This is a genomic window from Micromonospora sp. NBC_01655 (assembly GCF_026339755.1).
Taxonomy (GTDB): Bacteria; Actinomycetota; Actinomycetes; order Mycobacteriales; family Micromonosporaceae; genus Micromonospora.
Genome location: NZ_JAPEQF010000001.1, coordinates 1,280,437 through 1,299,902, shown reverse-complemented (window position 1 = coordinate 1,299,902; position 19,466 = coordinate 1,280,437). Strand labels below are relative to the sequence as shown.

Sequence of the window (19,466 nt, the reverse complement as noted above, 5' to 3'; positions counted from 1 at the left end):
AGTATGGAGCAGTTGCCGTGGGCACCGATCTGACCCAGGTTCGATCTGACCGAGGTCCGGTCTGACCCGAAGTCCTGCCCACGGCGCGCGTGCGGCCCGGTCCGGCTCGGCGACTCCGCCCCCGACCGTGTGGCCCGCGCCACCTACCGACCGCGCCCTGAGGACATGAGGGGCGCACCACGAGAGGGCACCCCCAAATCCATATGAGCGAGCAGATTTCCGATCTCACAGGCGGCCACGAGCTGGCCCCGACCGCCCCGGTCCGCCCGGAGGCCCCCACGTTCGCCGAGCTCGGCGCCCGGCCGGAGACCGTCGAGGCGCTGGCTGCGGCCGGCATCACCCGGGCCTTCGCCATCCAGGAGTACGCGCTCCCGATCGGGCTGCGCGGCACCGACCTGATCGGCCAGGCGCCCACCGGCACCGGCAAGACCCTCGGCTTCGGCGTACCGCTGCTGGAGCGGGTCTTCGCCCCGGCCGAGGGCGGCGACGGCGTGCCGCAGGCCCTGGTCGTCGTCCCCACCCGCGAGCTGGGCATCCAGGTCGCCAAGGACCTCGACGCGGCGGGCCGGACCCGCGGCGTGCGGGTGCTGCCGATCTACGGCGGCGTCGCGTACGAGCCGCAGATCGACACGCTGCGCAAGGGCGTCGAGATCCTGGTCGGCACGCCGGGCCGGCTGCTGGACCTGGCCAAGCAGAAGCACCTGCGGCTCGACCGGGTACACGCGCTGGTCCTCGACGAGGCCGACCGGATGCTGGACCTGGGCTTCCTCGACGACGTCGAGAAGATCCTCGCGATGCTGCCGGAGGACCGGCAGACGATGCTCTTCTCGGCCACCATGCCGGACCCGATCGTCGCGCTGTCCCGGCGCTTCCTGCGCCGCCCGGTGACGATCCACGCCGGGCACACCGCCGAGACCGGGCCGTCGCCGCAGACCCAGCAGTTGGTCTACCGCACCCACTCGATGAACAAGGTCGAGATCGTGGCGCGCATCCTCCAGGCGGAGGGGCGCGGGCTCACCATGATCTTCACCCGCACCAAGCGGGCCGCCGACCGGGTCGCCGAGGACCTCGACTTCCGCGGCTTCGCCGTGGCGGCCGTGCACGGCGACCTGGGCCAGGGCGCCCGGGAGCGGGCGCTGCGCGCGTTCCGGGCCGGGAAGATCGACATCCTGGTCGCGACCGACGTGGCCGCCCGGGGGCTGGACGTCACCGGCGTCACCCACGTCATCAACTACGACTGCCCCGAGGACCAGGACACCTACACCCACCGGATCGGTCGTACCGGCCGGGCCGGCGCCACCGGCGTCGCGGTGACCTTCGTCGACTGGGACGACATGCCCCGCTGGCGGATCATCGACAAGACGCTCGGGCTGGACATGCCGGAGCCGCCGGAGACGTACCACACCTCGGCGCACCTCTACACCGACCTGGACATCTCCCGCGACGTCACCGGCACCCTGCCGACGGCGGAACGGACCCGGGCCGGGCTGTCGGCCGAGGTCGAGGAGGACCTCGGCGGCCGGCCCCGGCGCGGTGAGGGCACCGGTGGCGGCCGGGGCTCCCGGCGCGGCGAGGGCCGCGGGCGCGACGAGGCACGCGGTCGCGACGAAGGGCACGGTCGTGGCGAGCGCCGCCGGGTCCGCTCCGGCCCGGCCGCCGGGCCGGACGCCGCCGAGGTCCCGGTCGACCAGGCCGCCGAGGAGGGCGCCCGGACCGCGCGCCGCCGCCGGCGCCGCCGGGCCGGCGAGGTGGTGGTCGGCGAGCCGACCGCGGTGATCTCCGCCGAGTCGGCCGCCGCCGAACCGGCCACGGCCGCCGCCGAGGGCGAGCCGGGCAAGCCGCGCCGGCGCCGGCGCCGGCGGGGCGGCTCCGGCGCGGGTATGCCCGCCGAGGCGACCGCCGACTGACCCACGTCCCAGACGTCGACATCCCCCGCGCCGGTCCGCCCGGCGCGGGGGATGTCGCGTTCCGGCCGAGCCGCCGTTCGGCGGGACCGGCCGCCCGACGGGACCGCTCGGGCGACGAGGAAGATGGAGAGATGCCCGAACCGCTGGACGCCGCCCTGACCGAGGTCCGGGCGCTGCTGCTCGACCCCGCGCTGACCCGGGCGGTCGCCGCCGGCCGCCGACGCGGGCACCGCCCCTCGGTGGTCCGCGCCGAACTGCGCCCGGTCGCCCTCAAGGCCGGGCCCCGGTTGCAGATCGCCACCTCCGACGGGGCCCGCCCGTACACCCGCAACGTCGCGCCCGGGGCGGAGGCCGGCGCGGCCGTGGACGCCCTGCTGGCCGAGCCGTTCGGCAACTGGCACGTGGAGACCGCCGACGTGACGCTCCAGCTCCGGGTGACCAAGTCCGGTGCGGCGCAGGTGCACCGGGTCGCCGCCGCGCGTCCCGCGCCGGAACCGGGCGGCCACGACCGGGCCAAGGAGTGGCTGCTCGACCCGGGCGACGAGATCTTCGCCGAGATCGGCGGCTCGGCGGCGAAGCGCCGGCAGGTGGACGCGTTCCTGCGGGCGCTCGCCGCCACCCTGCCGGACGACCTCACCGGCCGGCTGCGGGTGGTCGACCTGGGCTGCGGCAACGCGTACCTGACCTTCGCCGCGTACCGCTACCTCTCCCAGCGGGGCCTGGACGTGCGGCTGGTCGGCGTTGACGTGCGGGAGGACCAGCGGCGGCGCAACACCGAGTTGGCCGAGCGGCTGGGCTGGGCCGACCGGGTGAGCTTCGTGGCCGGCACGATCGCCGACGCGGCGGTCGAGCCCGCGCCCGACCTGGTGCTGGCACTGCACGCCTGCGACACCGCCACCGACGAGGCGCTGGCCCGCGCCGTGCGGTGGGACGCCCGATGGGTGCTCGCCGCGCCGTGTTGCCACCACGACCTCGCCGCCCAGCTACGCGCCCGGCCGGCCCCGGCCCCGTACGACCTGCTGACCCGGCAGGGGATCCTGCGCGAGCGCTTCGCGGACGTGCTGACCGACTCGCTGCGGGCCGCCCTGTTGCGGATGCACGGGTACCGGACCGAGGTGGTGGAGTTCGTCGACTCCCGGCACACCCCCCGCAACCTGCTGATCCGGGCCCGCCGGGTCGACGCCGCGCCCGGCCCCGAGCAACGGGCGGAGTACCGCGCCCTGCTCGACCAGTGGCAGGTGACCCCGCGCCTGGAGACACTGCTCGCCGCCCGAGAGGGTTGACCCCCGCCGATCCGGCCGGCCGGGCGCTCAGCGGCGGCGTTCGCCGTTGCCGCCCCGGTCCCGGCCCGGCGCCCGTTCGTTGGTGGAGCCGCGGTCGAACATCGACACCCGGTCCCCGGCTCCCCGGCCGGAGCGCTCGCCGTCGGACGACACCGTCGGGAAGGGCACCACCTTGCCCGGGGTCTCGGCGTTGCCGGCGGCGGCGAACGCGTTCCAGGAGATGTCGACCAGCAGCCGCTTGAGTTCCGCGTGCCGCACGGCCGCGTTGCGTTGCAGGGCCAGCCGGGCGCCGAGCACCACGCCGACGAGCGTCGTGGTGACCGCGCCGGCGGCGGCCAGGACGTGGGCCCCGTTGGCCTGGTCGGTGTCGAGCACGAGGACCAGGAGCCAGATCCAGAAGCCGGCGGCGAAGACGCCGGCCTTGGCCACGAAGAAGAGGCTGACCGCACCCGGACGGTACGGCGGGGGACGGCTCGGATCGGCCATGCTGCTCCTCATCGACGCGGCCGGTGGGGACGGGCGACCGCGGACGCCAGGTGGACGAGCATCAATCTTAGTTGACGTTCGACAAGCACCGACAGTCGCGATCCCGACCGTCGAGAACCAGCCCCGGCACGTCGGTCCAGGACGAGGGGAACGATCTTCGCAGGTCATCCGGGGCCGGCGGCACGGACGACGATCAAGGGGCGGGCGATGGCTTGCGTCCGCCGCCGGGGGCATTACGCTCGAAGGGCACCGTCCGGTGCTCCGGCCGGAAGGAAGACCCCGCAGGGATGGTCGCGTCAGAGGTTTCGCCACAGATGGCTTTCGCACGCTTCGTGCGCCGGGCCATCGACGACGCTCGGGAAGAGCGCGGCTGGACCGTCAGCGACCTCGCGGGGCACACCGGGGTCGGCCGCTCCACCGTCTTCCGCTGGCTGGCCGGCGACTGGCACGACTATCCCGAACTGGCGAAGGTGCGCGGCTTCTGCGCGGCCCTCGACCTTCCCGTGGCGGCGGCCTTCCGGGCTCTCGGCCTGCCCGACTCGGGCCCCGCCCCGCGCCGGCGCGGCGACGAGGGGCCGGTCGAGGCCGACGTCCGGGTCATCCTCCAGCGGCTGGCCGACCCGGCGGTGCCGGCCGAGGAGAAGCACCACATCCGCGACCTGCTGCGCTACCTGGCCCGCCGGCCCGTCCGCCGGGCCGGCTGAGCAGCACCGCCAGGATGGTCCGCCGGGGCGCCGTGGCGGCTGCCGGGGTGCCGCCGGCGGTCAGGGCGCCGTGAGGGTGAACTCGGCGGTCCGCACCTCGCCGGCCACCTGGAAGTCGAAGTACAGGCGGTAACGCCCCGGCCCCGGCACGGTCAGCTGGAAGGTGACCCCGTCCGGGGCCGGCCCCGGCTCCGGGTGCACGTGCAGGTAGCCCAGGTCCCCCTCGCGCAGGGCCACCAGGTGGCCGTACGCGCCCAGGTAGCGCTCCAGCGTCGGGGTGACGTCCCCGGCGCGGACCGCGAACCGGAGCGGCCGGGTCGCGCCGATCCGGGGCTCGCCGGACCAGCTCACCGTGAACCCGTCCACGGTGGCGGTGCGGGTCGGGGCCGGCAGCGGCCGGGGCGCGTAGTCGCCGGGGACGGAGAGGTCGACGCCGAGGGTGCGGACGCTCTGCCCGCCGTCGTCGGTGACGAGGGTGAAGTCCGCGTACGCCCGCCACGCCCCGGCCTGCGGCAGGGTCAGTGGGACCGACCAGGTGCCGTCGGCGGCCATGGTCGGGTGCAGGTGCTGGTAGCCGCTGAGATCCCGGCGCACCACGATCAGGTGCATCGGCTTGTCGTGCACGACCGCGAACCGGGTCACCGGTCGGCCCTGGACGTCCCGGACCTGGAACCGGAACTCGCCCGGCCGCCCGGCGGCGAAGGCGGTGGACAGCGGGGCCAGCGTCCAGCCCCCGGAGCCGACCGCGAGGCCGCCGACCTCGGTCGCGCCGCCGGTGTCGGTGCCGGTGCCGTGCTCGTGCGCCCCGGTGCCGGGCGCGTGGGGGTGGTCCGTGGCGGCCGTCGAGGTCCGCCCGGTCGCGTCGGCGGGTGGCGGGTTGAGCCGCCCGAGGCCGAAACCGAGCAGCACCGCGAGCACCAGCCCGCCCACCACCAGCGCGAGCCGCAGCGTGTCCCGGTCCACCAGCGCCCCCGCCGTCTCCGGCACGCCGCCCCCGGGCGGGGCGGACGGCGACGCGGACACCTCGGCCGGGCCGGCGCCCGGCGCGGGCGACGACGGCGGCGCCTCGGCCGGGCCGGGTCGCTGATCGCTCATGGGCCCACGGTACCGCCGGGTTCCCGACCGGCCGGCCAACGACCGCGTGGCGTGGCACCGGTCGCAATCCGCCCCGCCCGGGAACTTTCCGTCCCGGCTGCTTCCGGGTCGCCGCCCTGGCTGCCGCCCGACGTGGAACCCGGCGGCCTCCGGCGCACCCGCCCGAGGGCCGCCCGCGCGTCAGCCGGCGACGGCGAGGGCGAGGGGGAGCACGTCGGGCGCGCCGGCCCGGCGCAGCAGCCGGGTCACCATGGTCAGGGTCCAGCCCGTGTCCACCAGGTCGTCGACGAGCAGCACCGGGCCGTCCAGCCCGGCGAGCGCGCCGGCCAGTTCGTCCGGCACGGCGAAGGCGTCGTGCAGGGCGCGTACCCGCTGGGCGCTGTTGCCGCGCGGCCCGTCCGGGCCGGCGGACCCGGCGGGAACCACCTGGCCGAGCAGCGGCAGCCGGCCCACCGTGGCGATCCGCTCGGCGAGCGAGCCGACCAGCGCGGGCCGCCGCCGGGAGCCGACCGCGACCACGCCGACCGGGCGGCGGGGCCACGGGTCGTCGCCGTGCGCCCACGCCTTCAGCACCTCGACCACCGCGCCGGCCACGTCGTCGGGGACCGGCCGGTCGGCCGCGTCCGGCCCGACCAGCTCGCGCAGCCGACCGCCCCAGCCCAGGTCGGACAGCCGCCCCACGGCCCGCCCCGGCAGCGCCTGCTCCGCCGGGGGGATCCGGCCCTTCAGCGGTACGCCCACCGCGTCCAGCCCGGTCGGCCACAGCTTCTTCGGCGCGATCTCCACCCCGGGACGCCCGAGGTACGCCTGCGCGGCGCCCTGCGCCGGCCCGGACACCTCGGCTGTGAACAGCGGCCCGGCGCACCGGTCGCACCGGCCGCAGTCGCCCGCCCCGACGTCGTCCAGGCACTCGCGCAGGTACCGCATCCGGCAGCCGGGCGTGGTCGCGTACTCCCGCATGGCCTGCTGCTCGGCGGTGCGGGCCTGGCCGACGCGGCGCAACCGGGCCTCGTCGTAGACCCAGGGCTCGCCGGTGGCGAGCCAGCCGCCGCGCACCCGGCGGACCGCGCCGTCCACGTCGAGCACCTTGAGCATCAGCTCCAGCCGGGCCCGGCGCAGGTCGACGATCGGCTCCAGGGCCTGGGTGGACAGCGGCCGGTCGGTGTGCAGGGCGGCCAGCACGGCCCGGACCTGCTCCTCGGGCGGGAACGCGAGCGAGGCGAAGTACCGCCAGATGGCCGCGTCCTCGGCGCCGGGCAGCAGCAGCACCTCGGCGTGCTCGACGGCCCGGCCGGCGCGGCCGACCTGCTGGTAGTACGCGATCGGCGACGGCGGGGCGCCGAGGTGCGCCACGAAGCCGAGGTCGGGCTTGTCGAAGCCCATGCCCAGCGCGCTCGTGGCGACGAGCGCCTTGATCTTGTTGTCCAGCAGGTCCTGCTCGGCGGCCCGCCGGTCGGCGTCCTCGGTCTGCCCCGTGTACGAGGCCACCGGGTACCCCCGCGAGCGCAGGAACTCCGCCGTCTCGCCGGCCGCCGCCACGGTCAGCGTGTAGATGATCCCCGACCCGGGGAGCCGGTCCAGGTGGTCGGCGAGCCAGCCGAGCCGGTGCGCCGGGCTGGGCAGGTCCAGCACGCCCAGCCGCAGCGACTCCCGGTCCAGGGTCCCGCGCAGCACCAGCACGTCCGGGCGCTCGGCGGCCGGGGCGGCCAGTTCGGTGCCGAGCTGCTCGGCGACGTCGGCGGTGACCCGGGCGTTGGCGGTGGCCGTGGTGGCGAGCACGGGCGTGCGCTCGGGCAGGTTGCCGAGGAACGTACGCAGCCGCCGGTAGTCGGGCCGGAAGTCGTGCCCCCAGTCGGAGACGCAGTGCGCCTCGTCGACCACCAGCAGGCCGGTGGTGGCGGCCAGCCTCGGCAGCACGGTGTCCCGGAAGTCCGGGTTGTTGAGCCGTTCCGGGCTGATCAGCAGCACGTCGACCGTGCCGGCGTGGATCTCGGCGGTGATCTCGTCCCACTCGTCGAGGTTGGCCGAGTTGATGGTGCGGGCCCGGATGCCGGCCCGGGCCGCCGCCTCGACCTGGTTGCGCATGAGCGCCAGCAGCGGCGACACGATCACGGTCGGGCCGGCGGCGGCGGGGGGCTCCCGCAGCAGGGCGGTGGCCACGAAGTAGACCGCCGACTTGCCCCACCCGGTGCGCTGCACGCAGAGCACCCGCCGCCGGTCGACGACCAGCGCCTCGATGGCCCGCCACTGGTCCTCCCGCAGCCGGGCGTGCTCCCCGGCCAACCGCCGCAGCACCGCCTCGGCCCGCTCCCGTACCGCCGCCCGATCCTGGCTCATCCGGCATTTCTACCAGCGCCGCCCCACCCGGCCCCCTTCCGGCTCCGCCCGCCCCGCCCGCAGGAGGGGGGCCAGGCGGGATCTCAGGCTGGCCAGGCCGCCGGGGAAGAAGTAGACGGCCAGGATGAAGACCGTGCCCAGGACGAACAGGGGCTGGCTCAGGGGGCGGCTGAGGAACGCCGGGAGGGCCTCGACCGCGTCGCTGGTGCCGAAGGCGGTGAGGCGGTGGTCCAGGTACATGTAGAGGATGCCGCCCAGGACCGGGCCCCAGCGGGTGCCGGGGCCGCCCAGCACCACCATGACCAGCAGCGACAGGGTCAGCTCGCTGGAGGTGATGTGCGGGGACGCGCCGCCGACGATCAGGCAGTAGACCGCTCCCCCGCTGGCCGCGAGCCCGCCGGCCAGCGTGAACGCGACCAGCTTGAACCGGTACGGGTCGAGCCCGAGCACCCCGATCCGCCGCTCGTCGTCGCGCAGCCCGGCGAGCACCCGCCCGGTCGGCGAGCCGGAGACCCGGTGCACCACGAAGACCACCAGGGCCAGGTACGCCAGCGCCAGCCAGTACAGGTTGACCGTGTTCGCCACCCCGACCAGCCCGGCGGGCAGCCCCGACACGTCCAGCGGCAGCCCCTCCTCGCCGCCGGTCAGCCCGCCGAAGTCCCGGGCCACCAGGATCGCCCCGACCTGGGCGAAGGCGAGGGTGACCATGGCGAACGCGATCCCGGCGGTACGCAGCGCCACCGCGCCGAGCAGGCCGGCCAGGACCGTCCCGCCGGTCACGGTCAGCAGCGCGGCCTGCCACAGCGGCAGCCCGGCCCGGGTGATCAGGATGTCGGTGCCGTACACCCCGGCGGCGAAGTACAGGGCGTGCCCGAAGGAGAGCATCCCGGTGCGGCCGAACAGCAGGTCGTAGCCGGCGGCCAGGCCGCCGAAGACCAGGCAGACGGCGAGCAGTTGCAGGGTGCCGGGCGAGTTCAGCGGCCCCTCGAAGATCCCGGGCAACCGCACCGTCGAGTACGGCAGGACCGCCGCGACCGCCAGCGCCAGCAGCGGCAGGTACGGCCGCAGCCCGTGCCAGGCCCGCCGGTGCGGGGTCAACTCGTCCGGCACCCGCGCCGGGGGCGCCTCCACCACGGACTCGGTCATGCGTGAGCCACCTTTCCGGCGATGCCCTGGGGACGCAGCAGCAGCACCACGGCCAGCAGCGCGACGACGCACAGGTCGCCGACGCCGGACGCGCCGTAGTAGTTGACGAACTGTTGCAGCAGGCCGACGGCGACCGCCGCGTAGGCGGAGCCGACCACCGAGCCCATCCCGCCGATCACCACCACGATGAACGCGAAGATCAGCAGTGAACCGCCCTGGCCCGGCGAGACGGTGCCGAGGTAGACGCCGCCGAGCGCGCCGGCCAGCGCGGCGGCGGCCCCGCCGATCGCGAAGACCAGGGTGAACGCCTTGCGCACGTCGATGCCGAGCGCGGTGACCATCTCCCGGTTCTCCACCCCGGCCCGGATGATCAGGCCGTACCGGGTCCAGTGCAGGAACGCCAGCAGCCCGCCCAGCACCAGCACGGCCGCGCCGATCAGCAGCAGGCCGCCGTTGGGCACCTGCGCGCCGAGGATCCCGGTGACCCGCCGGGTCCACTCGGGGCGGGGGAACGGCCGGGCGTCGGCGCCCCAGGTGGCCTGGAGCAGCGCCACCCCGGCCAGCGACAGGCCGACGGTGACCAGCACCTGCTCGATGGTGCGCGAGTACAGCGGCCGGATCAGCACCAGCTCGACCAGCACCGCGACCAGCGTGCCGGCGGCCACCCCGAAGGCGACCGCGAGCACGAAGCCGAGCCCCTCCGCGCCGGCGCCGGGCAGGTTGCCCGCCGCCCACCAGGTCGCGTACGCGCCCACGCCGAGGAACAGCCCGTGCGCGAAGTTGAGCACGTCGGCGAGGCCGAACACCAGCGACAGCCCGGACGCGACGAGGAAGTACAGCGCCGCCAGGCCCAGCCCGGTCAGCGCCAGCAGCACGACGGTGTTCACGCGCGCACCTCCGGGCCGACGCCGAGCAGGGACTTCGTCAGGGCCGTCTCCAGCAGCAGCTCGTGGGCGTTCCCGTGCCACGCGACCCGGCCGGCGGAGAGCACCACCGCGTCCCGGGCCAACCGGCGGACCACGGCCAGGTTCTGCTCGACCAGCAGCACCGGGACCGACTCCGCGACCCGTTCCAGCACCTCGGCCACCTCGGTCACCACCTTCGGCGCCAACCCCTTGGTCGGCTCGTCGACCAGCAGCAGCCGGTTGTCGTTGAGCAGCACCCGGCCGATGGCGAGCATCTGCTGCTGCCCGCCGGAGAGCGAGCCGGCCCGTTGCCGTCCGCGCCGGTCCAGCTCGGGGAAGAGCGCGAAGACCCGGTCGTACGCCGGGGTGGTGCCCCGCCGCTCGGCGAGCCGCAGGTTCTCCGCGACGGTGAGCCCGGCGAACACGCAGCGGTCCTCCGGCACGTACCCGAGCCCGTCGCGGACCAGCCGGTGGGTGGGTCGGGCGAGCAGGGTCTGCGCGCCCATCCGGACCGTGCCGCGCACCTCGCCGTTGCGCGGGGTCAGACCGACGATCGCGCGCAGCGTGGTGGTCTTGCCGACGCCGTTGCGTCCGAGCAGCACCGTGACGCCGGTCGGCGCGACGGTGAACGACACCCCCTGGAGGATGTGCAACCCGGCGATCCGCACGGACAGGTCCGCCACGGTCAGGACCGGCTCACCCGTCGCGCTCACAGCGACTCCCCCAGGTACGCCTCCTGGACCGTGGTGTTGGCCATCACGGTCTCCGGGGTGTCGCAGGCCAGCAGCGCCCCGTGGTGCATCACGGCGATCCGGTCGGCCAGCTCCAGGATCACATCCATGTGGTGCTCCACCATGAGCACCGCCCGGCCGCTGTCGTCGGTCAACGACTTGATGACCGCGACCAGCTCGGGCACGTCCTCGGCGCTGACCCCGGCCATCGGCTCGTCGAGCAGCATCACCCGGGGCTCCCCGGCGAGCAGCAGGGCGATCTCCAGCTTGCGCTTCTCGCCGTGGGCGAGGGTGCCGGCGAGGGCCGTACCCCGGTGGTGCAGGCCGACCCGGTCGAGCGCCGCGTCGGCGGCGGCGGCCACCTCCCGGTCGGCCGCCGCCCGCCGCCACAGCTTCATCGAGCCACCCCGGTGCGCCTGTACGGCGAGCCGGACGTTCTCCCGCACGCTCAGCGAGCCGAAGACCGAGGACGACTGGAAGGTGCGCCCCAACCCGCGCCGGGCCCGCCGGTGCGGCGGGAGAGCGGTGACGTCCTCGCCGTCCAGCAGGACCTGACCCGCGGTCGGCGGGCGCAGGCCGGTGATCAGGTTGAACAGTGAGGTCTTGCCGGCGCCGTTCGGCCCGATGACCCCGAGGAACTCCCCGGGTGCCAGGTCGAGGTAGACGCTGTCGACGATGGCGACCTCACCGATCCGCCAGGTCAGACCACGGGTGGCGAGCACGGGTCAGCCCTTCATCTGGCCGACCGGCGGCGCGGTCTCGTCGCCGGTCAGGCTCTTCTGGGCGGTCGCCGTGTACGCGGTGCCGCTGCCGGCCAGCTTGGCCTGGAACATCGGCTGGAGCAGGGCGTGGTCCTCGGCGCGGATCTTCATCGTGCCCTTGACGCCCTCGAAGCTCCAGCCCTCCAGGCCCGTGACCATCTTGTCCACGTCGTCGCCGCCCTGCTCGACCGCGCGGACGACCATCTGCGCGGCGGCGAAGCCGTCCGGGTGGAACAGGTCGAGGGTGCCGCCGGGGACCTTGGCCTTGGCGGCCTTCGCGGCCTCGGTGTCGGCGGCCCCGTCGAACCAGTGCGACAGGAACGAGATCTTGCTGCCGGCCGCGCCGAAGGTCGGCCAGGACGCGCGGATGTCCAGGCCGGTGACCACCGTGGTGGAGGAGAGCACGCCCTGCTGGTCGAGGGTCTGCCACATGGCGGGGGCGGTGGTGCCGGCCCAGGCCACGAAGAGCAGATCGGGCTTGCCGGCCTTGATCTGGCTGGCGAACGGGGTGAACTCGGTGGCGCTGGCCGGCGCGCGGACGCTGGTCACGCTCGCCCCGGCGCCGCCGATCACGGCCTTCACGGCGGCCTCGTTGGCGTCGCCGAACGCGCCGTCCTGAGCGAAGACGACCACCTTCTTGCCGGCCGGGTCGCCGATGAACGACTTCGCGGTCACCACGTCCTGGTACGACTGCCGCCCGGACCGGAACGTGTACCTGTTCGCCCCGGTCACGGCGTCGGTGGCGGCCGGGCCGGAGATGAACAGCGCCTTGTTCTGGGCGGCGATCGGGGCCACCTGAAGGGCCACGCCGGACGAGGTCGAGCCGGCGATGATCTTCGTACCCTTGCCGATCAGGTCCTTGGCCGCGGAGACCGCCTTCGCCGGGTCGCCCGCGTCGTCGACCTCGGTGACCTCGATCGTCCGGTCGCCGACCTTGCCGGTGCCCCTGGTGGCGAAGTCGAGGCCCGCCCTGAACCCCTCGACGTACTGCTTGCCGTAGCTGGCCAGGGCTCCCGACTGGGAGTAGACCAGGCCGACCCTGACCGGGGCGGCGCCGTCACCGCCGCCGGAGGCGGTGTCCTGCGGGCTGCCACAGGCCGTGGCGGCGAGCGCCGCAGCCATCATCGTGGCGGCGGAGAGGAACACCCGCCGCGTCGTCCGGACCGTCATTGCGACTCCACGTGAGGACTCGGAGGAAGGAACGTCATGTGTCGGCTCACGCTAGAAGTGACGTCACCCACGGGCCATGTGGCGGAAACACATAAGTAACGCTGGTGGGGTGGCCGACCGGGACAACCACCCGCTGCGCGTGACATCGCCCCCCACGTGCGGCGGTCCGCCTACCCACCGCCCACCGCGCCCATGTGTCGCCACCCGCCACCCGCCGGTCGCCGGTCGCCGGTCGATCGCGCACCGGTACCGCCGGCCGGTTCACCAGTTAGTTAACTCGCCGCCTTTGGAGCTGATGTCCTCAACGACTCAGCCCCGCCGCGACACCCGTTCCGGGCACCGGGCACGGTGGCCGAGCCGAGGGCTCTGGCGGGCTGGTCGACTCCGTGTCGGTGAAGCCGGGCAGGTCCCGTCTCCCTCGCGCCGCAATGTCACTGACGACCTGGACCAGGGCCGGCGGGACCACCCGGTGTCACTGACACCGCGAAACACGACGCGCGGCGGCGCGAGGGGCAGCAGCGCTTGAGTCGTTCACGACATCAGCTCCATAGGCAACCGAATGGTGACTGCGAGCACCGGGCCGGCCCAGCCCGGACGGCATCGGCCCGCCGACCCCGGGCCTGGGGTGGCGGGCCGAACGACGGAACAAGGAGACGGGGACACGGGAGCGGGGAGACTGGGAGCGGCGAGACTGGGAGCGGCGAGACTGGGAGCGGGGTTCAGCGGCGGGGGTGGTGGGGGCCAGCAGCCCGCCGGCGGCGTCCCGGGGAACGATCAGGTTCTTGTGCGCGCCGACCCCGTTCGCGTATCCGGCGATCCACTTCAGGCCGGCGGCCGAGGCCAGGTCGGCGTAGGTGCGCGGGTCACCGTTGACGGTGAAGTCGTACGGGCGGCCGGCCGCGTCGAGGAGTTGGGCGAGCGGGACGTCGATCATCCCGTTCAGCTTGCGCAGGTTCGCCGTCTCGAAGGACTGGATGATCACCGGGTCGTCGCGGTGGGTCAGTCGGTTGGCCCTGAGCACCTTGACCAGCGGCTCCTCCAGGTCGATGACCTCCTGGAGGGTGGGCACCGGGAACCGGCCGTCGAACGCGGTGTTCGCCACCCGCACCAGGGGCAGCCGCTCCTTGGCCCGCAGCGTCCTCAGCTCGGCCAGGGTGAAGTCCTCGGTGAACCAGCCGGTCACCGCCACCCCGTCGATGGTCTTCGTCGCCTTGCGGACGGCGAACTCGGGGCGGGCCGCCACGTCGGTCGTACCGGATAACTCGTTCTCGTGCCGGGCGACGAGCTGGCCGTCCTTCGTCGAGACCAGGTCCGGCTCGATGTAGTCGGCGCCCATCCGGATCGCCAGCCGGTACGCCTCCAGGGTGTGCTCGGGCCGGTAGCCGCTGGCGCCCCGGTGGCCGACCACGATCGGCCGGCACCATCACGGCCGCCGCGAGCAGCGCGCCGGCCACGCCGAGGGCGGAAAGGGTACGTCGCAACGCCGTCTCCTGTCGTCGAGGGATGGCGCTCAGCCGACCGGGTCCGGTTGACGGGAAGTTGGTCGAGGACTGGCCGGAAGGTGAATCTCCGGGATGCGCGTTTCGGCACCGGCGACCGGCCGGAACAGGAAGATTGTCTGGTGCGCCGGTTACTCCGTCACCCCATCCGGCTGGTGCCGTTCGGGTTCCTGGCGGCGATCCTGCTCGGCACCGGCCTGCTGATGCTGCCCGCCGCGACCAGCGAAGAGAGGCACACCCCGCTGGCTACCGCCCTGTTCACCGCGACGTCGGCGGTCTCGGTGACCGGCCTGGCGGTCACCGACACCCCGCACTACTGGAACGGCTTCGGGCTGGTGATGATCACCGTACTCACCCAGGTCGGCGGCCTGGGCATCCTGACCGGGGCGGCCCTGGTCAGCCTGGCGGTATCCCGACGGCTGGGGCTGGCCAACCGCCTGCTGGTGCAGGCGGAGACCGCCGAGTACGGCATCGGCGACGTCGGTTGGCTGCTGGCCCGGATCGCAGGCACCGTGCTGGCCTGCGAGGCGTTGATGACAGCGATCGTCACCGGGCGGCTGTGGCTGACGTACGACTACCCACCCGGCCGGGCACTCTGGTACGGGGTCTTCCACGCCGTCCAGGCGTTCAACAACGGAGGCTTCACCCTCTACTCCGACGGGCTGCTCGCCTTCTCCCGCGACCCCTGGATGTCACTGCCGCTGGCGTTCGGGGCGATCGTCGGCGGGCTGGGCTTCCCCGCGCTGTTCGAGGCGGTACGCAAGTGGCGGCGGCCGGCCGGGTGGCAGATCGCCACCAAGCTGACGATCTGGGGCAGCGTGGTGCTGGTGGTGGGCGGCTTCGGCTGCCTGTTGCTCGCCGAATGGAACAACCCCCACACCATCGGCGGGTACGACCCGCCCGGCAAGGTGCTGGCCTCGTTCACCCAGATCGCGCTGAGCCGCACCGGCGGCTTCGACGTGATCAACGTCAGACAGCTGAGCGAGGAGAGCTACCCCCTGCTGATCGCGCTGATGTTCATCGGCGGCGGCGCGGCCAGCACGGCCGGCGGCATCAAGGTCTCCACCTTCTTCCTGCTCGCCTTCGTCATCTGGGCGGAGCTGCGCGGCGAGCCGGACGTCACGGTGGGCCGCCGGCGGGTGGCCGAGGCCAGCCAGCGCCAGGCGCTCACCGTGGCGCTGCTCAGCGTGGCGCTGGTCGCCGTCGGCACGCTGGGCGTGGTCCTGGTGACCACCGGAGTGCGCTACTACCAGTCGCTGTTCGAGGTGACGTCGGCGTTCAGCACCACCGGCCTCACGGTCGGGCTCACCACGCGACTGCCCGCTCCCGGCGTGTACCTGCTGACCGCCCTGATGTACATCGGACGGGTCGGCCCGCTCACCCTCGGGTCCGCAATCGCGTTGAACACCCGACGGCGCCTGTACCGCTACCCCGAGGAGCAACCCATTGTCGGCTAGGAACACGGACGACACCGGCGTCGTGGTGATCGGCCTGGGGCGGTTCGGCTGTCACCTGGCCACGTCGCTGACCCAACTCGGCCACGAAGTGCTCGCCATCGACCACAGCGCCGACCGGGTACAGAAGTGGTCCCGGTCGCTGGACCGGGTGGTGCAGGCGGACGCCACCGAGGAGGGCGCGCTGCGCCAGATCGGGGTGACCGAATTCCGGCGGGTGGTGGTGGCGATCGGCGCCTCGCTGGACGCCAGCGTGCTGACCGTCCTCGCGTTGGCCGAGCTGGGGATACCGCAGATCTGGGCCCGCGCGACCTCGGAGAAGCACGCGAAGATTCTCGGCTCCGTCGGCGCCCACCACGTGATCTTCCCGGAGGCGGAGACCGGGGAGCGGGTGGCGCACCTGATCGTCAGCAAGATGCTGGACTTCATCGAGTTCGGCGACGACTTCGCCATCGCCAGGGTCCGGGTGCCGGACGCGCTGGTCGGCCGGCCGCTGCGCGAGCTGGCCCCGGCCGACCGCTACGGGGTGATGGTGGTCGGGGCGAAGCGGCCCGGGGAGCGGTTCCGGTACGCGGACCCGGGCACCGTGCTCACCGCCGGAAGCATGCTGATCGTGGAGGGCAGCATCGCCCAGCTACAGCGCTTCGCCGCGCTGACCTGACCGGCCGCCCGACCGGTCACTTCCCCTTGCCTGGCTGCACGGGCTTCTTGGCCTTGCCGGGCTTCGCGGGCTTCTCGGCCTTCGCCTTCGATTTGCTGCCGGAGCCGCTCGCCGAGCCACCCCCGCCCGAGGAGCCGGAGCCGGCCCTGGCGACCGTCGCCTTCTTCGTGGTGGTCTTCACCGGGGCCTTGGGCGTCGGGGCGGCCTTCGGCACCGACCCGGCCACCCCGGAGACCTGCACCCGGCAGGTGGTGTCGCCGAGGCGGAACTCCACCGGCAGCGGGTTCGCCCCGGTGTACCGGCCGGTGAGGGCGACCTTGCGGGCCGCGCCAGGAGCCAGCGCGCCCTGCGTCGCGGCGGGCCGGACCTCGACGGTGCGGCCCTGCTGGTGGACGGACGGGTCGGCCTTCGTCACCGTCTGCTGGCCGGGGAACGTGAAGCTCATCGTCCAGTTCCGCAGCTCGCGGTCGCCGGTGTTGGTCAGGGTCAGCTCGGCCGAGAAGTCCTTGCCGGAGTCCTTGCGCAGCGAGTAGTCGACGGCGCAGGGGGGCGGACCGGTCAGCCCCATCCGGGCCTCGGTGGGTTGCTCCACGCCGCCGCTGGCCGGGCTGCGGGAGGTCACCCCCCACATCGTCGCGGTCACCGCGACCAGGCCCGCCGCCGCGACCCCCGCCTCGACCCTGCGCCGCCGGGCGACGGCCTTCCGGCCGCGGGTCCGGCCGGAGAACGGCAACGCGTCGGTGTCGGTCGACCAGGGCAGGATCGTGGTGCCGGCGTTGGCCAGCACGGCCGGGTCGAGCTGGGTCTCGTCGCCCGGGCCCGGGGCCGGCGACACCGGCACCGCGGCCAGCATCCCGGCGGCCTCCGCGAGCGTGCGGGCCACCTCGGCGGTGGCCGGGCGGTCGGCGGGGCGCTTGGCCAGGCAGCGGCGCACCAGCTCGGCGACCTCGTCGGGCAGCCCCGGCACCCCGGGCATCGGCTCCGGGTCGGCGTACATGTGGGCGCGGAGCATCTGGGTGGTGGTGCTCGCCTGCCAGGGCAGCCGGCCGGTGAGCATCCGGTACAGCAGCAGGCCGACGGCGTACACGTCGGTGGCCGGGGAGACCTGGCCGTTGTCCAGCCGCTCCGGCGCCAGGTACGCGGGGGTGCCGAGCAGGGTGCCGTCCGGCCCCTTCTCGCTCTCCCCGGCCAGCGCCGAGATGCCGAAGTCGACCACCTTCACCCCGGTCGAGGTGAGCATGACGTTGCCCGGGGTGACGTCCCGGTGCACCACGCCCCGGGCGTGCGCGGTGGCCAGCGCCGAGGTGACCTCCGCGCCGATCGTCACCGCCTCCCGCCAGGGCAGCGTCCCGCCCCGGCCGAGCCGGGCGCTCAGCGGGCCGCCGTCGACCAGCTCCATGACGACGTACGGCACGGTCAGCCCGACCTGCTCGGACTCGCCGTAGTCGTAGACGTTCGTGATGTTGGGGTGGCAGAGCCGGGCGGCGGCCTGCGCCTCGATCCGGATCCGGTGCCGGAACGCCCGGTCGCTGGCCAGCCGGGAGGCGAGCACCTTCACCGCCACCTGCCGGCCCAGCACCTCGTCGTACCCCCGCCAGACGACGGACATGCCGCCCGCGCCGAGCTGCTCGATCAGCCGGTACCGCTCACCGAGCAGCTGTGCGCCGTTACGGACCGCTCCACCCATGGTCGGAGTTGTTGCCCGGGCTGGGCGTTCCTAACCCTCGGCGGTCAGAATCGGTCAGCCAATCACCCGATCAGGCGGTCGCGAGCAGTTGGTCCACCGGGGCGTAGTCGTCGGTGAGCACCAGCGCGTCGCCGACGAACGCGTCCAGCACCTCGCCGGAGAGCACGCCCGCCGTCTCGGGCAACCCGGACACCCGCTGCCGCAGCGGGGCCAGCGGCAGCGGCGCGTCGGAGGCGACGATGAGGAAGTTGGACCCCACCAGGCCGGCGACCGCGTCGGGCGGGGCGACCAGGGCGACGTGCCGGAACGCGGCGGCGACGGTGGCCAGCTCGCTGCGGACGAACCGGCCGGGCGGGTAGTCGATGACGTTCTGCACGTAGATCCCGCCGGGGCGCAGCACCCGGTTGACCTCGTCGGCCATCTCCCGGGTGGCCAGGTGCCAGGGCACCACGAGGTGCCCGAAGGCGTCGCCGACCACCAGGTCCCGGCTGTCGGTGGCCGCCCGGCCGACCAGCATCCGGGCATCACCGATCTCCGTGCGCAGGTCCGGGCCGGCGCGTACGCCGAGCTTCGCCCGGTCCAGCTCGACCAGGCCGCCGTCGATCTCGAAGACCAGGTTGTCGGTGCCCGGCCGGGTGGCGGTCAGGTAGCGCGGCACCGTGAAGCCGCCGCCGCCCAGGTGCAGGGCGTCCAGCCGCTGCCCGGCCGGCGCGGCCACGTCGGCCGCCGCGCCGATCCACCGCGTGTACGCGTACTCAAGGTGGGTCGGGTCGTTCAGGTCGACGTACGAGTGCTGGGCGGAGTTCAGCAGCAGCGTCCGCCCGGACGGGCGATCGGGATCGGTCTGCACCGACGCGCAGTGGTACGCCGTCTCCACGTCGCACGGGTTCGGGGCGACCGTGGTCAGCCCGGCCCCGACCAGCCCCAGCACCGCCACGGCGACCTTCGCCCGGCCGGGACCGGGCAGCCCCGCGCGCGCCCGCCGGTGCAGGTACGCCCCCAGGCCCAGCCCGGTGCCCCCGAGCAGCACCGCCAGGGCGAGCACGATGGCGGTGCTGGGCAGCGCGGCCACCAGCACGAACCCGGTCAGCAGGGTGGCCGTGATGCCGCCGAGCGTGCCGATGCCGGAGAGCCGGCCGACCACCTGACCGGTGCGCCGCAGGTCGGCGAGCTGGAGCTTGACCACCAGCGGGGTGACCGCCGAGAGCAGCGCCGCCGGCACGAACACGGCGAGCGCGGTGAGCAGCAGGACGGCGCTGGCCGCCCCGCCGCGCAGCAGCTCGCCGGCGTACCGGACGACCGGCAGGGTGACCGCGGTGGCGATGCCGGCGAGCACCAGCGCCGGGGCGATCAGGGTGCGCGGGTCCCGCCGGTCGGCCAGCCAGCCGCCGGTCCACGCCCCGTACGCGATCGCGGCCAGCGCGATGCCGATGACCGAGCTGGTGACCTGGAGGGTGACCCCCACGTACGGGCCGACCAGGCGCAGGGAGACGGTCTCCAGCACCAGCACCGCGCCGCTGGATGCGAAGACCAGGAACGCGGCGAGCCCGTTGGGCAGGGCGCGGTCGGCGGGCGGCGCGGGCCGCGCCGACTCGGTCGCGACGTCGGACGATGAGCTGCTCACCGTCGCGATGGTACGC

General features: G+C 74.4%; 15 protein-coding genes and 1 pseudogene. 5 read left to right on the top strand and 11 right to left on the bottom strand.

Annotated elements, in window-relative coordinates; translation table 11 throughout:
* Nucleotides 1-203: 203 nt before the first annotated feature.
* Both OOK41_RS06170 and OOK41_RS06165 read left to right on the top strand, forming a co-directional pair.
* On the top strand, nt 204-1,907 hold the full coding sequence (locus OOK41_RS06170) for a DEAD/DEAH box helicase (RefSeq protein WP_266263262.1): 1,704 nt from the start codon (nt 204-206) through the stop codon (nt 1,905-1,907).
* 131 nt (nt 1,908-2,038) lie between these two features.
* Entirely contained in the window at nt 2,039-3,190 is a 1,152-nt protein-coding gene (locus tag OOK41_RS06165; RefSeq protein WP_117665016.1) for an SAM-dependent methyltransferase, read from the top strand.
* 27 nt (nt 3,191-3,217) lie between these two features.
* On the opposite strand, the gene OOK41_RS06160 is transcribed toward OOK41_RS06165, so the two are convergent.
* On the bottom strand, nt 3,218-3,676 hold the full coding sequence (locus tag OOK41_RS06160) for a hypothetical protein (RefSeq protein ID WP_117665015.1): 459 nt from the start codon (nt 3,674-3,676) through the stop codon (nt 3,218-3,220).
* Nucleotides 3,677-3,963: 287 nt separating this feature from the next.
* Between OOK41_RS06160 and OOK41_RS06155 the strand changes: the two genes are divergently transcribed.
* Complete coding sequence (locus tag OOK41_RS06155; RefSeq protein WP_117665014.1) at nt 3,964-4,380, top strand: helix-turn-helix domain-containing protein; 417 nt, start codon at nt 3,964-3,966, stop codon at nt 4,378-4,380.
* Between the two features lie 60 nt (nt 4,381-4,440).
* On the opposite strand, the gene OOK41_RS06150 is transcribed toward OOK41_RS06155, so the two are convergent.
* The 8 genes and pseudogenes from OOK41_RS06150 to OOK41_RS06115 form a co-directional block, all read right to left on the bottom strand.
* Nucleotides 4,441-5,475 carry a hypothetical protein gene (locus tag OOK41_RS06150; RefSeq protein WP_243639049.1) on the bottom strand — a complete coding sequence of 345 codons (1,035 nt, stop codon included), beginning with the start codon at nt 5,473-5,475 and terminating at the stop codon, nt 4,441-4,443.
* A 180-nt stretch (nt 5,476-5,655) separates the two neighbouring features.
* Nucleotides 5,656-7,812, bottom strand: coding sequence for a RecQ family ATP-dependent DNA helicase (locus tag OOK41_RS06145; protein WP_266263261.1), 2,157 nt, complete (start codon nt 7,810-7,812; stop codon nt 5,656-5,658).
* 9 nt (nt 7,813-7,821) lie between these two features.
* Nucleotides 7,822-8,958 (bottom strand): branched-chain amino acid ABC transporter permease, encoded by a 1,137-nt coding sequence (locus OOK41_RS06140; protein WP_266263259.1) that lies wholly within the window; start codon nt 8,956-8,958, stop codon nt 7,822-7,824.
* On the bottom strand, nt 8,955-9,845 hold the full coding sequence (locus OOK41_RS06135; protein WP_117665011.1) for a branched-chain amino acid ABC transporter permease: 891 nt from the start codon (nt 9,843-9,845) through the stop codon (nt 8,955-8,957). The genes OOK41_RS06140 and OOK41_RS06135 overlap by 4 nt, the downstream gene beginning before the upstream one ends.
* Nucleotides 9,842-10,576 (bottom strand): ABC transporter ATP-binding protein, encoded by a 735-nt coding sequence (locus tag OOK41_RS06130; protein ID WP_117665010.1) that lies wholly within the window; start codon nt 10,574-10,576, stop codon nt 9,842-9,844. Before OOK41_RS06130 ends, OOK41_RS06135 begins: the two co-directional genes overlap by 4 nt.
* Nucleotides 10,573-11,316 (bottom strand): ABC transporter ATP-binding protein, encoded by a 744-nt coding sequence (locus tag OOK41_RS06125; protein WP_117665009.1) that lies wholly within the window; start codon nt 11,314-11,316, stop codon nt 10,573-10,575. Before OOK41_RS06125 ends, OOK41_RS06130 begins: the two co-directional genes overlap by 4 nt.
* Before the next feature lie 3 nt (nt 11,317-11,319).
* Entirely contained in the window at nt 11,320-12,525 is a 1,206-nt protein-coding gene (locus OOK41_RS06120; protein WP_266263255.1) for a substrate-binding domain-containing protein, read from the bottom strand.
* Between the two features lie 730 nt (nt 12,526-13,255).
* A pseudogene (locus tag OOK41_RS06115) lies at nt 13,256-14,006 on the bottom strand (glycerophosphodiester phosphodiesterase family protein); the annotation flags it as partial.
* A 140-nt stretch (nt 14,007-14,146) separates the two neighbouring features.
* Between OOK41_RS06115 and OOK41_RS06110 the strand changes: the two are divergent.
* On the top strand, nt 14,147-15,481 hold the full coding sequence (locus OOK41_RS06110; RefSeq protein ID WP_266263253.1) for a TrkH family potassium uptake protein: 1,335 nt from the start codon (nt 14,147-14,149) through the stop codon (nt 15,479-15,481).
* Entirely contained in the window at nt 15,471-16,139 is a 669-nt protein-coding gene (locus tag OOK41_RS06105; RefSeq protein ID WP_266263251.1) for a TrkA family potassium uptake protein, read from the top strand. The genes OOK41_RS06110 and OOK41_RS06105 overlap by 11 nt, the downstream gene beginning before the upstream one ends.
* A 16-nt stretch (nt 16,140-16,155) precedes the next feature.
* Here OOK41_RS06105 and OOK41_RS06100 read toward each other — a convergent pair whose 3' ends face one another.
* A complete protein-coding gene (locus tag OOK41_RS06100) occupies nt 16,156-17,826 on the bottom strand; it encodes a serine/threonine-protein kinase (RefSeq protein ID WP_266263250.1) in 1,671 nt (556 codons plus the stop codon).
* A gap of 70 nt (nt 17,827-17,896) precedes the next feature.
* On the bottom strand, nt 17,897-19,450 hold the full coding sequence (locus OOK41_RS06095) for a fused MFS/spermidine synthase (protein WP_266263249.1): 1,554 nt from the start codon (nt 19,448-19,450) through the stop codon (nt 17,897-17,899).
* Nucleotides 19,451-19,466: the final 16 nt, after the last annotated feature.

Excerpts from the sequence above, each read along its gene's own strand:
- OOK41_RS06170 (WP_266263262.1), top strand. The coding sequence starts at position 204 with ATGAGCGAGCAGATTTCCGATCTCACAGGCGGCCACGAGCTGGCCCCG.
- OOK41_RS06165 (WP_117665016.1), top strand. The coding sequence starts at position 2,039 with ATGCCCGAACCGCTGGACGCCGCCCTGACCGAGGTCCGGGCGCTGCTG.
- OOK41_RS06160 (WP_117665015.1), bottom strand. The coding sequence starts at position 3,676 with ATGGCCGATCCGAGCCGTCCCCCGCCGTACCGTCCGGGTGCGGTCAGC.
- OOK41_RS06155 (WP_117665014.1), top strand. The coding sequence starts at position 3,964 with ATGGTCGCGTCAGAGGTTTCGCCACAGATGGCTTTCGCACGCTTCGTG.
- OOK41_RS06150 (WP_243639049.1), bottom strand. The coding sequence starts at position 5,475 with ATGAGCGATCAGCGACCCGGCCCGGCCGAGGCGCCGCCGTCGTCGCCC.
- OOK41_RS06145 (WP_266263261.1), bottom strand. The coding sequence starts at position 7,812 with ATGAGCCAGGATCGGGCGGCGGTACGGGAGCGGGCCGAGGCGGTGCTG.
- OOK41_RS06140 (WP_266263259.1), bottom strand. The coding sequence starts at position 8,958 with ATGACCGAGTCCGTGGTGGAGGCGCCCCCGGCGCGGGTGCCGGACGAG.
- OOK41_RS06120 (WP_266263255.1), bottom strand. The coding sequence starts at position 12,525 with ATGACGGTCCGGACGACGCGGCGGGTGTTCCTCTCCGCCGCCACGATG.
- OOK41_RS06100 (WP_266263250.1), bottom strand. The coding sequence starts at position 17,826 with ATGGGTGGAGCGGTCCGTAACGGCGCACAGCTGCTCGGTGAGCGGTAC.